This window comes from Streptomyces sp. LX-29, from assembly GCF_029541745.1.
Classification (GTDB): Bacteria; Actinomycetota; Actinomycetes; order Streptomycetales; family Streptomycetaceae; genus Streptomyces.
Map to the genome: position 1 here is coordinate 1,777,911 of NZ_CP089746.1, position 20,275 is coordinate 1,798,185.

Here is a 20,275-nt window from a genome sequence, read left to right on the forward strand (position 1 = left end):
GTCGGTTGGAAGCTGAGTGGTGCTGAGCGTGCTGAGGTGTGCTGGGAGTGCGCGTGGGGAAGCCTGCGAACAGTGCGGCATATCATCGCCACGCCGCCCCCAGGAGTCGGCTGCCGTTTCACCGTGACGGCCGCTCGGACGCCGACAGGTATAGTCCACTCCTCCTTCACTGGGCAAGATCGGGTGCAGCTTTGGTGAGGAGTCTTTCCCGAGTTGAGACCTGTGCGACCTACCGTAGGGGACGCCAGCCCGTACGGCACGAAGCCGTGCGCGCGCCGAGTCGAGAGGCGGTCCTCAGTGTTCGTTAAGAAGTTGCCCCTTGCCACGTCCGCCGTGGTGGTCGCGACGCTCGCGCTGACCGCGGGCTGCGGCTCCGGGGGCGGTTCGTCGAGCGAGGACGGCAAGAGCGGCGCCGCCATAGGCAAGGGCATGGCCAAGCTGCCCGTGAAGCCGTCCCCGTCCCCCACACCCACGCCGACCCCCACACCGACCGACGACCCGTCGGACGACCCGACCGGCGGCACCGGCCTGGTGACCCCGGACGCGAAGATGGGCCCCTGCGGCTGGGACTCGTCCTCCATGCCGTACGCCGATGTGAAGATCACCAATTCCTCGTCGACCACGCAGTACTACTCCATCTTCGTCGGCTTCACCGACAAGGACGACAAGGTCGTCACCTCCGGCATCGCGTCCGACGCCGCGGTGCCCGGCAACGGCAAGAAGACCGTCAAGGTGAAGGGCTTCTCGGCCGACTCGACGAAGAAGGCCAAGACCTGCCGGATCACGCTGGCGACGAAGAGCGCGACGAAGAACTGACGGCGGCCGCCTCGCCTCGCGGTCGCTGGCGGTTCGGGGGCCGCCGCCCGGTCGGGCGGCGGCCCCTCCGTCATGCCCGCGTCCCCTCCGCACCCTTGACACCACCGTCCCCCTGGCGCCCTACTTGTCACTGCCCAACTCGCTTGACAACGTTGTCTAATTCGTTGAGAGGCCGAGATGAGACAGAGACGATGGCGCCGCGGCCGCGATCCGCTGACGCTCCGCCGGGGCGGCGGGGCGGCTCTCCGTCCGGGGGGCCGCCCGGTGGCGTGGGCGGTGGCCGCCCTGCTGGTGGCCACCGCCCACGCCTGGGCCCCGGCCACGGCCACCGGCGCACCACGCCAGCCCGACGCCCGTTCCACCTCCTTCGCCTCCTCCTTCGAGAAGGGCGACCCGCAGCCCGACTGGCGCGACACGGTGGAGACCGGGCCCGACGGGGAGAAGCGGACCTCCGGCGTCGACGGCGCGTACTCCTCGGGCATCCCCGGCGATGTGACCGAGAAGGTCGCCGCGGTGCGGGCCAGCGGCGAGCACGCCTCGGCCGGCGAGGTGAAGGAGAACCTCGTCGACGGCGAGGTCACCAGCAAGTGGCTGGTCTTCCAGCCCACCGCCTGGCTCGAGTTCGAGCTGTCCGAGCCGGTCGAGGTGGTGCGTTACGCGCTCACCTCGGCCAACGACGCCGCCGGTCGCGACCCCCGCGACTGGACGCTCAAGGGCTCCACCGACGGCACCGAATGGCGGACGCTGGACACCCGCGAGGGCGAGGTCTTCGCGGAGCGGCAGCAGACCCGGCAGTTCGGCTTCGCCGGCGAGAGGGCGTACCGGCACTTCCGGCTGGAGATCACTCGCAACTCCGGGGATCCGCTCACCCAACTGGCCGAGGTGCGGTTCGGCGGCACCGACACCACCCCGCCCGCCCCCTCCGACATGCGCTCCCATATCGACCGCGGCCCGGCCGGCTCCCCCACCGCCAAGGCCAACGCCGGCTTCACCGGCACCCGCGCGCTGCGGTACGCGGGCACGCACCGCCCGGACGGCCGGGCGTACTCGTACAACAAGGTCTTCGACGTCGACACCGCGATACGCCGGGACACCGTGCTGTCGTACCGGATCTTCCCGTCCATGCCGGAGACCGATCTGAGCTATCCCGCGACCCATGTCGCGGTCGACCTCGCCTTCACCGACGGCACCTACCTGAGCGACCTGGGAGCCGTCGACCAGCACGGCGCCCGGCTGACGCCGCGGGGCCAGGCGGCCTCCAAGACGCTCTACGTCAACCAGTGGAACCACAAGGAGGCGCGGATCGGCGCGGTCGCGGCGGGCAAGACGGTCGACCGGGTGCTGGTGGCCTACGACTCCCCCAAGGGCCCGGCGGCGTTCCGCGGCTGGATCGACGACGTCTCCCTGGCCCCGAGGGCGCCCGAGAAGCGGCTGGCGCACCTGTCCGACTACGCCGTCACGACGCGCGGCACCCACTCCAGCGGCTCCTTCTCGCGCGGCAACACCTTCCCGGCCACCGCCGTGCCGAACGGCTTCAACTTCTGGACCCCGGTGACCAACGCGGCGTCCACCGACTGGCTCTACCAGTACGCCCGCGCCAACAACGCGGACAACCTCCCCACCGTGCAGGCGTTCAGCGCCAGCCATGAGCCCAGCCCCTGGATGGGCGACCGGCAGACCTTCCAGGTGATGCCCTCGGCCGCGGCCGGCACCCCGGACGCCTCGCGCACCGCCCGTGCGCTGCCGTTCCGGCACGAACGCGAGACCGCGCGGCCCCACTCGTACGAGGTGCGCTTCGAGAACGGGCTGCGGGCGGGTATCGCCCCGACCGACCACGCGGCCCTCATGCGCTTCACCTATCCGGGGGATGACGCGAGCGTCATCTTCGACAACGTGACCAACGAGGGCGGGCTGACCCTGGACCCCGAGCGCGGTGTCGTCTCCGGCTTCTCCGACGTCAGGAGCGGCCTGTCCACCGGGGCCTCCCGGATGTTCGTCTACGGCGTCTTCGACGCGCCCGTCAGCGACAGCGGGATGCTGCCCGGTGGCGGCGGCAAGGACGTCACCGGCTTCTTCCGCTTCACGCCGGGCGAGGACCGCACGGTGCAGCTGCGGATCGCCACCTCGCTCATCGGCGTGGCGCAGGCCAAGGCCAACCTGGAGCGCGAGCTCCCGGCCGGGACCTCGTTCGAGCGGGTCAGGGACAGGGCGCGGGCGGAGTGGGACGCGCTCCTGGGCCGGGTGGAGGTCGAGGGGGCGACCCGGGACCAGCTCACCACCCTCTACTCCAGCCTCTACCGGCTGTACCTCTATCCCAACTCGGCCCACGAGAACACGGGAACGGCCGAGAAGCCGCGCCACCAGTACGCGAGCCCCTTCTCCCCGCCCGTCGGCGAGAACACCCCGACCCACACCGGCGCGAAGATCGTCGACGGGAAGGTGCACGTCAACAACGGCTTCTGGGACACCTACCGCACCACCTGGCCCGCGTACTCCCTGCTCACGCCCCGCCGCGCGGGCGAGATGGTCGACGGTTTCGTCCAGCAGTACAAGGACGGCGGCTGGATCTCCCGCTGGTCCTCCCCCGGCTACGCCGACCTGATGACCGGCACCAGCTCGGACGTGGCCTTCGCCGACGCCTACCTCAAGGGCGTGGACTTCGACGCGGAGGCGGCGTACGAGGCGGCGGTGAAGAACGCGACGGTGGTGCCCCCGTCCTCGGGCGTCGGTCGCAAGGGCATGGCCTCCTCGGTCTTCCTCGGCTACACGCCGACCGGCACCCACGAGGGGATGTCCTGGGCCCTGGAGGGCTACCTCAACGACTTCGGCATCGCCAACATGGCCGAGGCGCTCCACAAGAAGACCCGGAAGGCGCGCTACCAGGAGGAGGCCGCCTACTTCCGCAACCGCGCCCGCAACTACGTCCGGCACTTCGACGCCAAGGCCGGCTTCTTCCAGGGCCGGGACGCGAACGGCGACTGGCGGCTGCCCGCGGACCGCTACGACCCGCGCGTCTGGGGCCACGACTACACCGAGACCAACGGCTGGGGCTACGCCTTCACCGCTCCCCAGGACAGCCGGGGACTGGCCAACCTCTACGGCGGCCGGGAGGGACTGGCGAAGAAGCTGGACGCCTACTTCTCCACCCCGGAGACCGCCGACCCGGAGTTCGCCGGTTCGTACGGGGGCGTCATCCACGAGATGACCGAGGCGCGGGACGTCCGCATGGGCATGTACGGCCACAGCAACCAGGTCGCGCACCACGCCACGTACATGTACGACGCCGCCGGCCAGCCCTGGAAGACCCAGGCCAAGGTGCGCGAGGTGCTCTCCCGGCTCTATCTCGGCAGCGAGATCGGCCAGGGGTACCACGGGGACGAGGACAACGGCGAGCAGTCCGCCTGGTACCTGTTCAGCGCCCTCGGCTTCTATCCGCTGGTGATGGGCTCCCCCGAGTACGCGGTGGGCTCCCCGCTGTTCACCAGGGCGACCGTCCATCTGGAGGGCGGCCGCGACCTCGTCATCAAGGCGCCGCGCAACAGCGAGCGCAACGTCTACGTCCAGGGCCTGAAGGTCGACGGCAAGCGCTGGAACTCCACCGCCCTGCCGCACGCGCTCCTCGCCGAGGGCGCCACGCTGGAGTTCGCCATGGGGCCGAAGCCCTCGAGGTGGGGCACGGGGCCGGACGCGGGACCGTCGTCGATCACGAAGGACGACGGGGTGCCGGCGCCGGACACCGATCTGACGACGCGTGGCGAGGGCCCGCTGACCGACGACACCTCGGCGACGGAGGCGGCGTTTACCTCGGTGGAGCCGCCGGTCCAGCCGGGCGCTCACGCGACGCGGTACACCCTCGCCTCCTCCCGGCGGGGTGACGCCCCCTCGGGCTGGGTGCTCCAGGGCTCCGCTGACGGCGAGACATGGCGGGACCTGGACCGGCGCGAGGGCGAGTCCTTCGCCTGGGACCGGCAGACGCGGGTCTTCGCCGTGGCCCACCCGGGTACCTACGCGCACTACCGGCTGGTAACGGACAGCAGAGCCACGCTCACCGAGATGGAACTTCTGGGGCAAGCTCGAAAACGGTGACGAAATGGTGACAAGGCAGGGTCGGCGAACCCGTTGACCCGTGAAGACCCTGTGCAACGATCAAGGAGAAATCGCGGTGCGCCCCACGAGCGGCGCGCCGCGTCTCTCTGTCCTCACTTTGGAGCACCACGTGGCCCTTTCCTCCGGCCGTAACCGCGGCCGCGCCCTGGCGCGGCTGACGACCGCGGCGATAGCCGCCGCTCTGGTCGGCACCACCGCCGGCACCGCGATGGCCGACGACAACCCGGGTCCGGTCCCGGCGCCGTTCAAGGGCGTCCAGCAGGCCGCCCCGAAGGCCGCCGCGGCGAGCAAGTACGCGCCGGTCCTCGGCGTCTACGGCGTCACCAAGGCCGGTGACATCTACGGCTACCACCCCGACAAGCGCGGCGGCCTCGAAGGCGGCAAGGTCGACACCGGCTTCTGGAAGGACCGCGTCCACACGATCTTCCAGGTCGACCACGACAAGGACCGTCTCCTCGACGGCATGTACGGCCGCTACACCAACGGCACGCTCGCCTTCATGCACGTCGACAAGGGCGAGAAGAAGCTCGGCGGCGGCTGGAACCAGTACAACCTGCTAATGTCCCCGGGCAACCTCGCCGGCACCAAGCAGAGCGACATCCTCGCCCGCAACAAGTCCGGCGTCCTCTACCTGTACCTGGCCAAGGCCGACGGCAGCCTGCAGACCAAGAAGCGGATCGGCGGCGGCTGGGACCAGTACACCCAGATCGCGGGCCAGCACGACCTGACCGGCGACGGCAAGGCCGACATCGTCGCCCGCGACAAGGCCGGCGTGCTGTGGCTCTACAAGGGCACCGGCGACGCGAACAAGCCCTTCGCCAAGCGCGCCAAGGTCGGCGGCGGCTGGGGCGGCTACAACCGCCTGCTCTCCTCCGGCGACGTGGACCTCGACGGCCGCACCGACCTGATCGCCCGCGACAAGGCCGGCAACGCCTGGCTCTTCAAGGGCACCGGCAAGGCGTCGGCGCCCTTCAAGGCGAAGAAGAAGGTCGCCTCCGGCTGGGGCAAGTTCACCCTGATCTTCTCGTGAGGTCACCAGCCCGAGCACGCACGGGCCGCACTCCCGCGAGGGGGTGCGGCCCGTTCCGTTTCCCGCCGCTCCCGCGCCCCGCCCCGTGCCTCAACTGCCGCCGCCCGCAGGCCGGGAGGGGCCGGCTCGCGACTGTGACAGAACGGTGACGAATCATCGAACCACAAAGATGATCAAGGTGACGGCCACGTGAGACGATCACGGAGATATCGCGTTATGCCCCATCAGGTACCTCGCGTCCCTGTACATCACTCTGGAGTAATACGTGACTCTTCTCTCCGGCCGTCAGCGCGGCCGCGCGCTCGCCCGGCTGACCACCGCCGCGATAGCCGCCGCCCTGGTCGGCACCACCGCCGGCACCGCCATGGCCGACGACGGCCCGGCCTCCGACCCGACCGCCCTGCGCACGGCGATGAAGCAGGCCGCGGAGCGAGGCGCCGCGCTCGACGGACTCCGGGCGCACGGCCCGAAGTCGGCGGCCCCGGGCACCTTCGCTCCGTACCTCCCGCTCAACGCCATCACCGAGACCGGTGACCTGCTCCAGTACACGCCGAACGGCGACGGCGGCCTGCGCAAGCCCTTCCCGGTGGAGCCGAAGGGCGGCTGGAAGGACGTCGACGCCATCATGCAGGTCGACTTCGACCGGGACGAGAACCTCGACGGGACGTACACCCGGACCACCGACGGCGCCCTGCGCTTCACGGGGTACAACGCCGACACGGACCTCGGCCGCGGCTGGGACACGTACGACGTGCTGCTGTCCCCGGGCGACCTCGGCGGGACCAAGGAGGCCGACGTCCTCGCCCGGGACGGCTCCGGCACCCTCTGGCTCTTCCCGGCCAGGGGCGACGGCTCCCTGAGCGCCCGTAAGAAGGTCGGCACCGGCTGGGGCCAGTTCACCCAGATCGCCGGCCAGCACGACCTCTCCGGCGACGGCAAGGCCGACATCGTCGCCCGCGACAAGGCCGGCGTGCTGTGGCTCTACCAGGGCACCGGCGACGCGAACAAGCCCTTCGCCAAGCGCGCCAAGGTCGGCGGCGGCTGGAACCAGTTCAACCGGATCCTCTCCACCGGTGACCTGGACATCGACGAGAAGGGCCGCGCCGACCTCGTCGCCCGCGACAACGCCGGGGCGCTGTGGCTCTACCAGGGCACCGGCAACGCCTCGGCGCCTTTCAAGGCCAAGGTCAAGATCGGCGACTCCGGCTGGAACGCGTACCGGCTGTTCTCGTAGGGCACCCGAGACACCCGGGCCGCACCGCTCTCCCGAGAGGTGCGGCCCTCGTGCGCGACGGCACCCCGCCGCCGTGACCCGTGAAGATCATGTGCTGGCATCCTGCCTACCGCGATGCCCCCACTCCGCACATCGCTGTATCCACGTCATCTTGGAGACATACGTGGCCCCATCCTCCGGCCGTCACCACGGCCGCGCCCTGGCGCGGCTGACGACCGCGGCGATCGCCGCCGCCCTGGTCGGCACCGCCGGCACCGCCGTGGCCGACGACAAGCCGACGCCCCTCCCTGCGCCGGTGAAGCGCGCACAGGCGCAGAGCGCCGAGTTGAACGAGGCGCGCCGCGCCGAGGCGCCGACGTCGGTCGGCGCGAACGGCTACGCCCCCATCCTCCCGCTGGCCGGCGCCACCGCCACGGGCGACCTGTACTACTACATGCCGAACGGCAAGGGCGGGCTGCTGCCCCGTCAGCTGGTCGTGCGGGACGACTGGGCGTACGTCAGCGCCGCGATGCACGTCGACCGCGACGACGACGGCGTGTTCGACGGGATGTACGCACGCGGCACCGACGGCACCCTCGCCTTCACGGACGACACCTCCGACAAGGAGATCGGCCCCGGCTGGAACCGGTACAACGTGCTGCTGTCCCCGGGCAACCTCGGCGGCGCCCGGGAGCCGGACCTCCTCGCCCGGGACGGCTCCGGCACCCTCTGGCTCCATCTCGCCCGCCCGGACGCCACGCTGACCGGCCGTAAGAAGGTCGGCACCGGCTGGGGCCGGTACACCCAGATCGCCGGCCAGCACGACCTGACCGACGACGGCAGGGCCGACATCGTCGCCCGTGACAAGGCCGGCGTCCTGTGGCTCTACAAGGGCACCGGCGACGCGAACAAGCCGTTCGCCACGCGCACCCGGATCGGCTCGGGCTGGAACACCTACAACCGCCTGGTGGCCTCGGGTGACGTGGACCTCGACGCCGACGGCCGGGCCGACCTGATCGCCCGCGACACGACGGGCGCCCTGTGGCTCTACAAGGGCACGGGCAAGGCGTCCGCCCCGTTCGCGGCCCGGGTCAAGATCGGCAACTCCGGCTGGAACCAGTACACCCAGCTGTTCTCGTAACGGCGCCGGACGACGGCGAACGCGCGGCGGGCCGCACCCCCCGGGGAAGGGGGTGCGGCCCGCCGTGGTGCGTGGGGCGTGCGCCGCCGCTTACTTGCGGATCAGCGAGCGCAGCACGTACTGCATGATGCCGCCGTTGCGGTAGTAGTCCGCCTCACCCGGGGTGTCGATGCGGACGACCGCGTCGAACTCCACACCGGTGTCGGTGGTGACCTTGACGGTGCGCGGGGTGGTGCCGTTGTTCAGCTCCTCCACACCGGTGATCGCGAAGGTCTCCTCGCCGGTCAGGCCCAGGGAGGACGCCGAGGCACCCTCGGGGAACTGCAGCGGCAGGACACCCATGCCGATCAGGTTCGAGCGGTGGATGCGCTCGTAGGACTCGGCGATGACGGCCTTGACGCCGAGCAGCGCGGTGCCCTTCGCGGCCCAGTCGCGGGAGGAGCCGGAGCCGTACTCCTTGCCGGCCAGGATGACCAGCGGGATGCCGGCGGCCTGGTAGTTCTGGGAGGCGTCGTAGATGAAGGAGACGGGGCCGCCCTCGACGGTGAAGTCGCGGGTGAAGCCGCCCTCGGTGCCCGGCGCGATCTGGTTGCGCAGGCGGATGTTGGCGAACGTACCGCGGATCATGACCTCGTGGTTGCCGCGGCGGGAACCGTACGAGTTGAAGTCGCGGCGCTCGACGCCGTGCTCGGTGAGGTACTTGCCGGCCGGGGTGTCGGCCTTGATGGCACCGGCCGGGGAGATGTGGTCGGTGGTGACCGAGTCGCCCAGCTTCGCCAGCACGCGGGCGCCGGCGATGTCGGAGACCGGGGTGGTCTCCATGGTCATGCCCTCGAAGTACGGGGGCTTGCGGACGTAGGTGGACTGCGGGTCCCACTCGAAGGTGTTGCCGGTCGGGATCGGCAGCGACTGCCACTGGGCGTCGCCGGCGAAGACGTCCTGGTAGGAGGAGGCGAACATGTCCTCGCCGATGGCGTTGGCGACGACGTCGTTGACCTCGGTCTCGGACGGCCAGATGTCCTTCAGGAAGACCGGGTTGCCGTCCTTGTCGGTGCCCAGGGCGTCCTTGGTGATGTCCACCTTCATGGAGCCCGCGATGGCGTAGGCGACGACCAGCGGCGGGGACGCCAGGTAGTTCATCTTGACGTCGGGGTTGATCCGGCCCTCGAAGTTGCGGTTGCCGGAGAGCACCGAGGTCACGGCCAGGTCGTGCTCGTTGACGGCCTTGGAGACCTCCTCCGGCAGCGGGCCGGAGTTGCCGATGCAGGTGGTGCAGCCGTAGCCGACCAGGTTGAAGCCCATCTTGTCGAGGTAGGGCGTCAGACCCGCGCGGTCGTAGTAGTCCATGACAACCTTGGAGCCCGGGGCCAGGGTGGTCTTCACCCACGGCTTGCGGGACAGGCCCTTCTCGACCGCCTTCTTGGCCACCAGCGCGGCGGCGACCATGACGTACGGGTTCGAGGTGTTGGTGCAGGAGGTGATCGCGGCGACGGTGACGGCGCCGTGGTCGATCTCGTACTGCGAACCGTCGGCGGCGGTGACCAGCGTCGGGCGGGTCGGGACGCCGTTGTGCTCGGCCGGAGCGTCGGAGGCCGGGAAGGACTCCTTGCCCGCCTCGTCGTCGTCCTCGACGTAGTTGCGCACGTCCTGCGCGAACTGCTGGGCGGCCTCGGCCAGGATGATGCGGTCCTGCGGGCGCTTCGGGCCGGCGATGGAGGGGACGACCGTGGAGAGGTCCAGCTCCAGCTTCTCGGAGAAGTCCGGCTCGGCGGCCGGGTCCAGCCACAGGCCCTGCTCCTTGGCGTACGCCTCGACCAGGGCGACCTGCTGCTCGGAGCGGCCGGTCAGACGCAGGTAGTTCAGGGTCTCGTCGTCGATCGGGAAGATCGCGGCGGTGGAGCCGAACTCCGGCGACATGTTGCCGATGGTGGCGCGGTTGGCCAGCGAGGTGGCGGCGACGCCCTCACCGTAGAACTCGACGAACTTGCCGACGACGCCGTGCTTGCGCAGCATCTCGGTGATGGTCAGCACCAGGTCGGTGGCGGTGGTGCCGGTGGGCAGCTCGCCGGTCAGCTTGAAGCCGACGACGCGCGGGATCAGCATGGAGACCGGCTGGCCCAGCATCGCGGCCTCGGCCTCGATGCCGCCGACGCCCCAGCCGAGCACACCGAGGCCGTTGACCATGGTGGTGTGCGAGTCGGTGCCGACGAGGGTGTCGGGGTACGCCTGGCCGTTGCGGACCATCACGGTGCGGGCCAGGTGCTCGATGTTCACCTGGTGCACGATGCCGGTGCCCGGCGGGACGACCTTGAACTCGTCGAAGGCGGTCTGGCCCCAGCGCAGGAACTGGTAGCGCTCCTTGTTGCGGCCGTACTCCAGCTCCACGTTCTGCGCGAAGGAGTCGGGGGTGCCGAACTTGTCCGCGATGACGGAGTGGTCGATGACCAGCTCGGCCGGGGCCAGCGGGTTGATCTTCGCCGGGTCGCCGCCGAGCTCCTTGACGGCCTCACGCATGGTGGCGAGGTCCACCACGCACGGCACACCGGTGAAGTCCTGCATGATCACGCGGGCCGGCGTGAACTGGATCTCCTGGCTCGGCTGCGCCTGGGAGTCCCAGCCGCCGAGCGCGCGGATGTGGTCGGCGGTGATGTTGGCGCCGTCCTCGGTGCGGAGCAGGTTCTCCAGCAGCACCTTGAGGCTGTACGGGAGGCGGGCCGAGCCCTCCACCTTGTCCAGCCGGAAGATCTCGTACGACTCGTCGCCCACCTTCAGGGTGGAGCGAGCGTCGAAGCTGTTCGCCGACACGACAGTCTCCTTCTTGCGTGATCTCGCGCGTACCACCGCCATCCTGCCGTCACAGGGGGTTGCCGATCCGCTAAGGTGTGCCTAAGTTAGGCTGCCCTTACTCGAATGCGGCGCGGTACGTCTCTCGCTAGATATCTCGATGTCGAGATAACTCTAATACATCGCCGCCGCTCGGTCATGCCCGGGCACACCCCGCCCGCACCCCTGAAACCCCCTGCCGGCCGTACCCCGCCGCCACGCCAGGCCGCCGCGCCCCGACGGACCGCCCGACGGACCGCCCCCGCGCCGCAGCAGACTGGAGGTACGGAAGGGACGAAGAAGAGCAACACCGGCAGGAAGGGACGGACGGGTCATGTTGCGGAACAGCAAGGCGTTCAGCGGCTTCGCGGTGGACGACCTCCAGCGGGCGAAGGACTTCTACGGCGAGACGCTGGGCCTGCGGGTGACGGAGCGGTACGGGCTGCTCACCCTGCACCTCGCCGGCGGCACGGACGTCCTCGTCTACCCCAAGGACAACCACACCCCGGCGACCTTCACCATCCTCAACTTTCCCGTCGACGACATCGACGGCGCCGTGGCCGGGCTGACCGAGCGCGGGGTGCGCTTCGAGCGCTACGACGGCTTCGAGCAGGACGAGAAGGGCATCGCCCGGGGCCAGGGGCCGGACATCGCCTGGTTCACCGACCCGGCCGGCAATGTGCTGTCGGTGCTCCAGGAGAAGTGATCGGGCTGGACGCGTCGGAAATCCGACACTTATGAGCATGCGCCGCCCGGCCGGCCCGTTTCCACGAGACTGGTCGCATGGACCCTCGCCTGCTCCGCACCTTCGAGGCCGTGGCCCGCTGCGGGTCCTTCACCGACGCCGCGCGCGAGCTGGGGGTCACCCGCTCGGCCGTGTCGCAGCACATCGCCTCGCTCGAGGCCGAGCTGCGGGCCCCGCTGCTGACCCGGCGGCCGGTGGCCCCGACCGCGGCGGGCAGCCGACTGCTGGAGCACGCCGGGCCGCTGCTGTCGCGGCTCGAGGCGGCGCGGGCCGACATCACCCGGTCGACCGCCCCCCGTGCGCCCCGGCTCACCGTCGGGGCCTCCCCGCTCGCCCTGACCCCCACGCTGGCGGAGGCGCTCGCCGAGGCCGGCCGCCGACACCCCGACACCCCCATCGGGGTGCGCGTGCTGAGCCGGGCCCGGATCCCGGCCGCGGTGGCCGCCGGAGACCTGGACATCGGGCTGACCGACGGCATCGCCGCGCCCGGCGATCCGCTGCCGCTGCCACTGCCCGACGCCGCCCCGCTGGCCGTGGTGGTCCTCGCCGAGACGCCGCTGGCGGTGCCGCTGGCGCAGGGGCACCCGCTGGCCCGGCGGCTCGGACTGCGACTGGCCGACCTGGCCGGGGCGCGCTGGGTGGAGGCCCCCGACTCGGGCGTGCCGCTCGGGCAGTTGCGCGCGGCCGCCGGCGCCCCGCGCGGCTTCCGGGCCGCGCTGACGTACACCGGGACCGACGTCCGGGCGCTGGTCGCCCTGGCCGTGGCGAGCCAGGGGCTGACCCTGCTGCCGTACGCGGTCGCCGAGTCCGTCCCCGGCGTGGTCGCCGTACCGCTCACCGCCCCGCGACTGGTGCACCGCGTGGAACTCGTCTGCCGCGCAACCCTGGAGGGACCCGCGCACACGCTGGTGGCGCTCGCCGTACGACGATGACGGCCGGACCACCCCGTAGCGCCCCCTCTCCTTCACACCCCCCGCCTCACACGCATCTCATATGTGAGATAGCCTCTTTTGTATGACAGATGACTACCTCGCACGCATCGGCAAGCTCATCCGCGACGCGCGGCAGCACCGCGGTTGGACCCAGTCCCAGCTTGCGGAGGCGCTGGGTACCAGCCAGAGCGCGGTCAACCGCATCGAGCGAGGCAACCAGAACATCAGCCTTGAGATGATCGCCCGCATCGGCGAGGCGCTCGACAGCGAGATCGTGTCTCTCGGCTACGCCGGCCCGATGCATCTGCGCGTCGTGGGCGGCCGCCGGCTGTCCGGCTCCATCGACGTCAAGACGAGCAAGAACGCCTGCGTGGCGCTGCTGTGCGCCTCGCTGCTCAACTCCGGCCGTACGACGCTGCGCCGGGTGGCCCGGATCGAAGAGGTCTACCGCATCCTGGAGGTGCTGGGCAGCATCGGCGTCCGCGCCCGCTGGATCAACGACGGGGCCGACCTGGAGATCACCCCGCCGGCCGAGCTGAACCTCGACGCGATGGACACCGAGGCGGCGCGCCGCACCCGCAGCGTCATCATGTTCCTGGGTCCGCTGCTGCACCGGATGGACCGCTTCAAGATTCCGTACGCGGGCGGCTGCGACCTGGGCACCCGTACCGTGCAGCCGCATATGACGGCCCTTCGGCACTTCGGCCTGGAGGTCACCCCGACCGCCGGCACCTACCACTGCGAGGTCGACCGCTCGGTCTCCCCGACCCGCGCCATCGTGCTGACCGAGCGCGGCGACACGGTGACCGAGAACGCGCTGCTGGCCGCCGCCCGGCACGACGGCGTCTCCGTCATCCGCAACGCCTCCTCCAACTACATGGTCCAGGACCTGTGTTTCTTCCTGGAGCAGCTGGGCGTGAAGGTCGAGGGCGTGGGCACCACCACGCTGACCGTGCACGGCGTCGCCCACATCGACCGGGATGTCGACTACGCGCCCTCGGAGGACCCGGTCGAGGCGATGAGCCTGCTGGCCGCGGCCGTGGTGACCGAGTCGGAGCTGACGATCCGCCGGGTGCCGATCGAGTTCCTGGAGATCGAGCTGGCCGTGCTGGAGGAGATGGGCCTGGACCACGAGCGCAGCGCGGAGTACGCGGCGGACAACGGCCGCACCCGGCTGATCGACCTGACGGTCCGCCCGTCCAAGCTCACCGCCCCGCTGGACAAGATCCACCCGATGCCGTTCCCCGGCATCAACATCGACAACGTCCCGTTCTTCGCCGCGATAGCGGCGGCGGCCCAGGGGTCGACGCTGATCCACGACTGGGTCTACGACAACCGGGCCATCTACCTCACCGACCTCAACCGCCTCGGCGCCCGCGTCAAGCTGCTCGACCCGCACCGCGTCCTCGTCGAGGGCCCCACCCGCTGGCGCTCCGCCGAGATGATGTGCCCGCCCGCCCTGCGCCCCGCGGTGGTGGTGCTGCTGGCGATGATGGCGGCCGAGGGCACCTCGGTGCTGCGCAACGTGTACGTCATCAACCGCGGCTACGAGGACCTGGCGGAGCGGCTGAACTCGATCGGCGCGCAGATCGAGACCTTCCGCGACATCTGAGCCCCGAGGGAGTGGACGGGCCGCCGGGGGAACGGAACCGGCGGCCCGTCGGCGTACCGGCTTCCGGCTTCCGGCTTCCGGCTTCCGGCTTCCGGTCAGGGCAGTACGGCGATGCCGTCCAGTTCGACCAGGGCCGCCTGGTCCCACAGGCGGACAACGCCGATGACCGCCATCGCCGGGTAGTCGCGGCCCGCCAGTTCGCGCCAGATGTGGCCCAACTCCCGAGCCCGCGCGCGGTAGGCGGCCACGTCGGTGGTGTGGACGGTGAGGCGGGCCAGATCGGCCGGGGTGCCGCCGGCGGCGGCGAGGGCGGTCAGCAGGTTGGCCAGCGCCTGCCGGAACTGGGCCGTCAGATCGCCCTCGACGACCGTTCCCCCGGAGTCGAGCGCGGTCTGACCGGCCAGGAAGACCAGGCGGCCGCCGGTGGCGGTGACCGCGTGGCTGAAGCCGGTGGGCGGGGAGAGCTCCGGGGGGTTGAGCCGGTGCAGGGTCATCGGTAGAGCTCCTTGGCGATGAGGGTGCGCTGCACCTCGGTGGCCCCCTCGTAGATGCGCGGGGCGCGGACCTCGCGGTAGAGGTGTTCGAGCGGATGGCCGCGGCGCAGCGCGCGGGCGCCGTGGATCTGCACGGCGGCGTCGACCACGTACTGGGCCGTCTCGGTGGCCAGCAGCTTGGCCATGGCCGAGCGCAGGGCGACGTCGGGCGCACCGGCGTCGTAGCCGGCGGCCGCCGCGTAGACCAGCAGCCGGGCGGCCTCGGTGCGGGTGGCCATCTCGGCGAGCCGGTGCGCCACCGACTGGAGGTCCTTCAGCGGGCCGCCGAAGGCGGTGCGGTGCGCGGCGTGGTCCAGCGCGGCGTCCAGCGCGGCCTGGGCCATGCCGACGGCGAACGCGCCGACGCTGGGGCGCAGCAGGTTGAGGGTGCGCATGGCGAGGCGGAAGCCCTCGCCGGGGGCGCCCAGGACGTCGTCGGCGCCGACCGGCACCCCGTCGAAGGTGAGCGTGCCGATGGGGTGCGGGCTGAGCATCTCCACCCGCTCCCCCGTCAGCCCGGGGCGATCGGCGGGGACCAGGAAGGCGGTGACGCCGCGGGAGCGGGCGCCTTCGCCGGTCCGCGCGAAGACGGTGTAGAAGTCCGCGTCGGGGGCGTTGGAGATCCAGCACTTCTCGCCGGTCAGTCGCCAGCCGCCGCGCCCGCGCGCGGCGGCCGGACGGACCGCTCGGGTGCCCGCCGGGGCCGCGGCCTCGCCCACGGTGGGCGTGGCCGCCGCCTCGGCCGCGGTGGGCGTGGCCGCCGCCCCGCCCGCGGCCCAGCCGGCCGTACCGGCTTCGTCGGGGGCACCCCGGCCGGACCGGGGACCGTCGCCTGCTCGGGCCGCCGCGTCGCCCGACTCCCCACCGTCGGCACCGCCGGCCACCCGTACGGCCTCGGCGCGCAGCGACAGGGCCGCCGCGTCGCTGCCCGCTTCCGGCTCGCTGAGCGCGAAGGCGGCCACGGCGCGGCCGGCGCGGACCGCGGGGAGCCAGCGGGCCCGCTGGGCGGCGGTGCCGGCGAGCACGAGGGGGTGGGCGCCGAGTCCCTGGAGGGCGAGGGCGGTCTCGGCCTCGGTGCACTCCCGGGCAAGGGACTCCCGCAGCAGACACAGGGTGAGGGCGTGCACCGAGCCGTCCGCGGGCAACAGTCGGGCCAGGAGGCCGAGTTCGCCGAGCGCCTCGACCAACGGACGGTTGACGCGGCCGGGTTCCGATCGCTCCGCGAGGGGGCGGAGCCGCTCGGCGGCCAGTGCGCGCAGTTCGCCGCACCAGCGGCGCTGTGCGGGGTCCAGAGCGAAGACCGCGGTGTCCGACACGGGCGCCCTCCCTGTCATCCGTCCGCGCCGAGTATCGCGGACCGTTGACTGCCGTCATCAACACGTTACGCTGAGGGAGCGGCTTCGCGGCAGATGCACGGCTCGGTGAACGGCCCGGCAGAGGAGGCGCGTCAGCGATGGAGCTCATGCCGTCCGCGCACGTCGACACCTTCGCCCGGGACCGGCTGCCGCCCGCCGCCGAGTGGCCGCGGCTGCTGCCGATCGCCCCGGGCCACCGCTACCCCGACCGGCTCAACTGCGGGTCCGAGCTGCTGGACCGCACCACCCTGGAGTTCGGCCCACACCGCCCCGCGCTGCGGGACGCCGCCGGTCAGGTGTGGTCCTACGGCGAACTGCGGTCCCACGTGGACCGGATCGCCCATGTCCTCACCGAGGACCTGGGCGTGGTCCCCGGCAACCGGGTGCTGCTGCGCGGCCCCGGCTCGCCCTGGTTGGCCGCCTGCTGGCTGGCCGTCATGAAGGCGGGCGCGATAGCGGTGACCGTGCTGGCCGCGCACCGCGCGGCGGAGCTGGCCACCGTCTGCGCGCTGGCGCGCGTGCGGCACGCGCTGTGCGCGGCGGGCTGCGCGGACGAACTGGCGCGCGCCGCCGTGCCGGGGCTGCGCACCGCCGAGTTCGGCGGGCGACGCGCCGACGACCTGCTGCGGCTGGCGGCGGCCAAGCCCGCCGGGTACCCGGCCGTGGCGACCTCCGCCGATGACGTGGCGCTGATCGCCTTCACCTCGGGCACCACCGGCAAGCCGAAGGGCTGTGTCCACTTCCACCGTGACGTTCTCGCCATCGCCGACACCTTCTCGGCACAGGTGCTCCGGCCCCGTCCCGACGATGTGTTCGCCGGCAGCCCGCCCTTGGGGTTCACCTTCGGCCTGGGCGGTCTGGTGGTCTTCCCGCTGCGCGCCGGCGCCTCGGCGCTGCTGACGGAGTGGCACGGGCCGGCGCGACTGCTGGACGACATCGGGCGCCACCGCGTCTCCGTGCTGTTCACCGCGCCCACCGCCTACCGCGCGATGCTCGCCCGGCTGGGCTCGTACGACGTCTCCAGCCTGCGCCGCTGCGTGTCCGCCGGGGAGAACCTGCCGGCCGCCACCTGGCACGCCTGGCACGCCGCCACCGGGCTGCGGATCATCAACGGCATCGGGGCGACCGAGCTGCTGCACATCTTCATCTCCGCCGCCGACGAGGCGATACGGCCGGGCACCACCGGCGTCCCGGTCCCCGGCTACCAGGCGCGGGTGGTGGACGCCGAGGGCCGGCCGGTGCCGGACGGTACTCCGGGGCTGCTGGCGGTGCGCGGGCCGACCGGCTGCCGCTATCTGGCCGACGCCCGCCAGCGCGCGTACGTACGGGAGGGCTGGAACCTCACCGGGGACACCTACGTCCGCGATCAGGACGGCTACTTCCGCTTCGTCGCCCGCGCCGACGACATGATCATCTCGGCCGGGCACAACATCGCCGGGCCCGAGGTGGAGGAGGCGCTGCTGCGCCACCCCGACGTGCTGGAGGCCGCCGTCACCGGTCGCCCGGACGAGCGGCGCGGCGCGATCGTGGTCGCCCATGTGGTGCTCCGGCCCGGCGTCCCACGGAGGGATGACACCGTGGCGGCCCTGAAGGAGTTCACCAGATCGGAGCTGGCCGGCTACAAGTGCCCGCGCGACATCGTCTTCGTGGAAGCGCTCCCACGCACACCCACCGGCAAAGTGCAGCGCTTCCGACTCCGCGACGGCGCTTTACAGTTACCGCGTGAGTGACCACCACGCCCCCCGCTCGCTGATCGTCACCTTCTACGGCGCGTACGGGCGCGGGACAGTCGGCCGACCGGCCGGTCCCGTGCCGGTGGCCGCCCTGATCCGGCTGCTGGGCTCGGTCGGCGTCGACCCGCCCTCGGTGCGTTCCGCCGTCTCCCGGCTCAAGCGGCGCGGCCTGCTGCTCCCCGACCGCACGGCCTCCGGCGCCGCCGCCTACGGGCTGTCGGACGCCGCCCGCCAGTTGCTGGACGACGGCGACCGGCGCATCTACGGCCGGCCCGCCGCCCGCTCCCGCGGCGGGTGGCTGCTGGCCGTCTTCTCGGTCCCCGAGGAGGAGCGGCACAAGCGCCATCTGCTCCGCTCCCGGCTTTCCCGGCTCGGTTTCGGCACCGCCGCGCCGGGCGTGTGGATCGCCCCCGCCCACCTCTACGACGAGACCCGGCACACCCTGGAGCGGCTGCAACTCTCCCCCTACGTCGACCTCTTCCGCGGCGCCCACGCCGGCTTCGAGCCGACCGCGCACGCGGTGAGCCGCTGGTGGGACCTGGGCCGACTGGCCGCCCTGCACCACTCCTTCCTGGACGTCCACGAGCCGGTGCTGCGCCACTGGTCACGGCGGCGCAGCGCGGATCCGCAGCAGGCCTACCGCGACTATCTGCTGGCGCTGGACTCCTGGCGCCGGCTGCCCTACGCGGACCCCGGGCTGCCGTCCGCGCTGCTGCCCGCCGACTGGCCGGGGCTGAGGGCGGCGCGGGTCTTCACCGCCCTGCACGCCCGGCTGCGGGACGTGGGCGCCCGCTACGCCGAGGCGCATCTGCACTGACCCGCGCGACCCGATCGATCGGCCGCCCGCGTGGCACGCCTCGCCGCCTGGCGACCCGCGACGACGTACGGTTACCAGGAGGTTACTCCGCGCAGCACTGGGGGTCGGCGCCCGCCGGCCCCGCTGCCTGGACGGACAGGAGACGAAGCAGTGGGCAAGGCGAAGTTCGAGCGGACCAAGCCGCACGTCAACATCGGCACCATCGGCCATATCGACCACGGCAAGACCACGCTGACCGCGGCGATCACCAAGGTGCTGCACGACGCGTACCCGGACCTCAACCCGTTCACCCCGTTCGACGAGATCGACAAGGCCCCGGAGGAGCGGCAGCGTGGCATCACCATCTCCATCGCGCACGTCGAGTACCAGACCGAGTCGCGTCACTACGCGCACGTCGACTGCCCGGGCCACGCCGACTACGTGAAGAACATGATCACCGGCGCGGCGCAGATGGACGGCGCCATCCTGGTGGTCGCCGCCACCGACGGCCCGATGCCGCAGACCAAGGAGCACGTGCTGCTGGCCCGCCAGGTCGGCGTGCCCTACATCGTGGTGGCGCTGAACAAGGCCGACATGGTGGACGACGAGGAGATCCTGGAGCTGGTCGAGCTGGAGGTACGCGAGCTGCTGACGCAGTACGAGTTCCCCGGCGACGACATCCCGGTCGTCAAGGTCTCCGCGCTGAAGGCGCTGGAGGGCGACGCGGAGTGGGGTCAGACCGTCCTGGAGCTGATGAAGGCGGTCGACGAGCACATCCCCGAGCCGGAGCGCGACGTCGACAAGCCGTTCCTGATGCCGGTCGAGGACGTCTTCACCATCACCGGCCGCGGCACGGTGGTCACCGGCCGGATCGAGCGCGGCATCCTCCAGGTGAACCAGGAGGTGGAGATCGTCGGCATCCACCCGGAGAAGACCAAGACCACGGTCACCGGCATCGAGATGTTCCGCAAGCTGCTGGACGAGGGGCGGGCCGGTGAGAACGTGGGTCTGCTGCTGCGCGGCATCAAGCGTGAGGACGTGGAGCGCGGCCAGGTGGTGGTCAAGCCGGGGTCGATCACCCCGCACACCGATTTCGAGGGGCAGGCGTACATCCTGTCCAAGGACGAGGGCGGCCGGCACACCCCCTTCTTCACCGGCTACCGCCCGCAGTTCTACTTCCGGACCACGGACGTCACCGGCGTGGCGCACCTGCCGGAGGGCACCGAGATGGTGATGCCGGGCGACAACACCACGATGACGGTGGAGCTGATCCAGCCGATCGCCATGGAGGAGGGCCTGAAGTTCGCCATCCGCGAGGGCGGCCGCACGGTGGGCGCCGGCCAGGTCACGAAGATCGTCAAGTAGCCCGCCGCCTGCTGCGACGGCGCACGGCGGCGGGGAGACCGGCAGGGGGCGGGGCGAGGACCCGGGCGACGGCC

14 protein-coding genes are annotated in these 20,275 nt (G+C 71.7%); 11 read left to right on the plus strand and 3 right to left on the minus strand.

The annotated features are described in order from the left end of the window. The first annotated feature begins 312 nt into the window (after positions 1 to 312). The 5 genes from LRS74_RS07720 (at position 313) to LRS74_RS07740 (ending at position 8,307) form a co-directional block, all read left to right on the plus strand. Positions 313 to 816 carry a hypothetical protein gene (locus LRS74_RS07720; protein WP_277740307.1) on the plus strand — a complete coding sequence of 168 codons (504 nt, stop codon included), beginning with the start codon at positions 313 to 315 and terminating at the stop codon, positions 814 to 816. A gap of 291 nt (positions 817 to 1,107) precedes the next feature. Then, the gene (locus LRS74_RS07725; RefSeq protein ID WP_277744645.1) at positions 1,108 to 4,902 is read left to right on the plus strand and encodes a GH92 family glycosyl hydrolase; all 3,795 of its coding nucleotides are present in this window, start codon (positions 1,108 to 1,110) and stop codon (positions 4,900 to 4,902) included. Between the two features lie 130 nt (positions 4,903 to 5,032). Further along, complete coding sequence (locus tag LRS74_RS07730) at positions 5,033 to 5,953, plus strand: VCBS repeat-containing protein (RefSeq protein WP_277740308.1); 921 nt, start codon at positions 5,033 to 5,035, stop codon at positions 5,951 to 5,953. A 265-nt stretch (positions 5,954 to 6,218) separates the two neighbouring features. Further along, a complete protein-coding gene (locus LRS74_RS07735; RefSeq protein WP_277740309.1) occupies positions 6,219 to 7,187 on the plus strand; it encodes an N-acetylmuramoyl-L-alanine amidase in 969 nt (322 codons plus the stop codon). 163 nt (positions 7,188 to 7,350) lie between these two features. Further along, on the plus strand, positions 7,351 to 8,307 hold the full coding sequence (locus LRS74_RS07740; protein ID WP_277740310.1) for a VCBS repeat-containing protein: 957 nt from the start codon (positions 7,351 to 7,353) through the stop codon (positions 8,305 to 8,307). 90 nt (positions 8,308 to 8,397) lie between these two features. On the opposite strand, the gene acnA is transcribed toward LRS74_RS07740, so the two are convergent. Beyond that, positions 8,398 to 11,112: an aconitate hydratase AcnA gene (gene acnA / locus LRS74_RS07745; RefSeq protein WP_277740311.1), complete on the minus strand. Its 2,715-nt coding sequence runs from the start codon at positions 11,110 to 11,112 to the stop codon at positions 8,398 to 8,400. A gap of 352 nt (positions 11,113 to 11,464) precedes the next feature. On the opposite strand from acnA, the gene LRS74_RS07750 reads away from it, so the two are divergent. The 3 genes from LRS74_RS07750 (at position 11,465) to LRS74_RS07760 (ending at position 14,419) form a co-directional block, all read left to right on the plus strand. Beyond that, positions 11,465 to 11,836, plus strand: coding sequence for a VOC family protein (locus LRS74_RS07750; RefSeq protein WP_277740312.1), 372 nt, complete (start codon positions 11,465 to 11,467; stop codon positions 11,834 to 11,836). A 77-nt stretch (positions 11,837 to 11,913) separates the two neighbouring features. Beyond that, the gene (locus LRS74_RS07755; RefSeq protein ID WP_277740313.1) at positions 11,914 to 12,807 is read left to right on the plus strand and encodes a LysR family transcriptional regulator; all 894 of its coding nucleotides are present in this window, start codon (positions 11,914 to 11,916) and stop codon (positions 12,805 to 12,807) included. A gap of 82 nt (positions 12,808 to 12,889) precedes the next feature. Then, positions 12,890 to 14,419 (plus strand): UDP-N-acetylglucosamine 1-carboxyvinyltransferase, encoded by a 1,530-nt coding sequence (locus LRS74_RS07760; protein ID WP_277740314.1) that lies wholly within the window; start codon positions 12,890 to 12,892, stop codon positions 14,417 to 14,419. Positions 14,420 to 14,514: 95 nt separating this feature from the next. Here the strand turns inward: LRS74_RS07760 and LRS74_RS07765 are convergent, their stop codons facing one another. Continuing rightward, entirely contained in the window at positions 14,515 to 14,913 is a 399-nt protein-coding gene (locus LRS74_RS07765; protein ID WP_277740315.1) for a RidA family protein, read from the minus strand. Beyond that, entirely contained in the window at positions 14,910 to 16,268 is a 1,359-nt protein-coding gene (locus LRS74_RS07770) for an acyl-CoA dehydrogenase family protein (RefSeq protein ID WP_277740316.1), read from the minus strand. Before LRS74_RS07770 ends, LRS74_RS07765 begins: the two co-directional genes overlap by 4 nt. Before the next feature lie 137 nt (positions 16,269 to 16,405). Here LRS74_RS07770 and LRS74_RS07775 point away from each other — a divergent pair, with 137 nt between their 5' ends. The 3 genes from LRS74_RS07775 to tuf all read left to right on the plus strand — a co-directional run bounded on the left by LRS74_RS07775 (position 16,406) and on the right by tuf (position 20,201). Further along, complete coding sequence (locus LRS74_RS07775) at positions 16,406 to 18,037, plus strand: AMP-binding protein (protein ID WP_277740317.1); 1,632 nt, start codon at positions 16,406 to 16,408, stop codon at positions 18,035 to 18,037. Beyond that, complete coding sequence (locus LRS74_RS07780; RefSeq protein WP_277740318.1) at positions 18,030 to 18,857, plus strand: PaaX family transcriptional regulator C-terminal domain-containing protein; 828 nt, start codon at positions 18,030 to 18,032, stop codon at positions 18,855 to 18,857. Before LRS74_RS07775 ends, LRS74_RS07780 begins: the two co-directional genes overlap by 8 nt. Before the next feature lie 150 nt (positions 18,858 to 19,007). Further along, a complete protein-coding gene (gene tuf, locus LRS74_RS07785) occupies positions 19,008 to 20,201 on the plus strand; it encodes an elongation factor Tu (protein WP_277740319.1) in 1,194 nt (397 codons plus the stop codon). Positions 20,202 to 20,275: the final 74 nt, after the last annotated feature.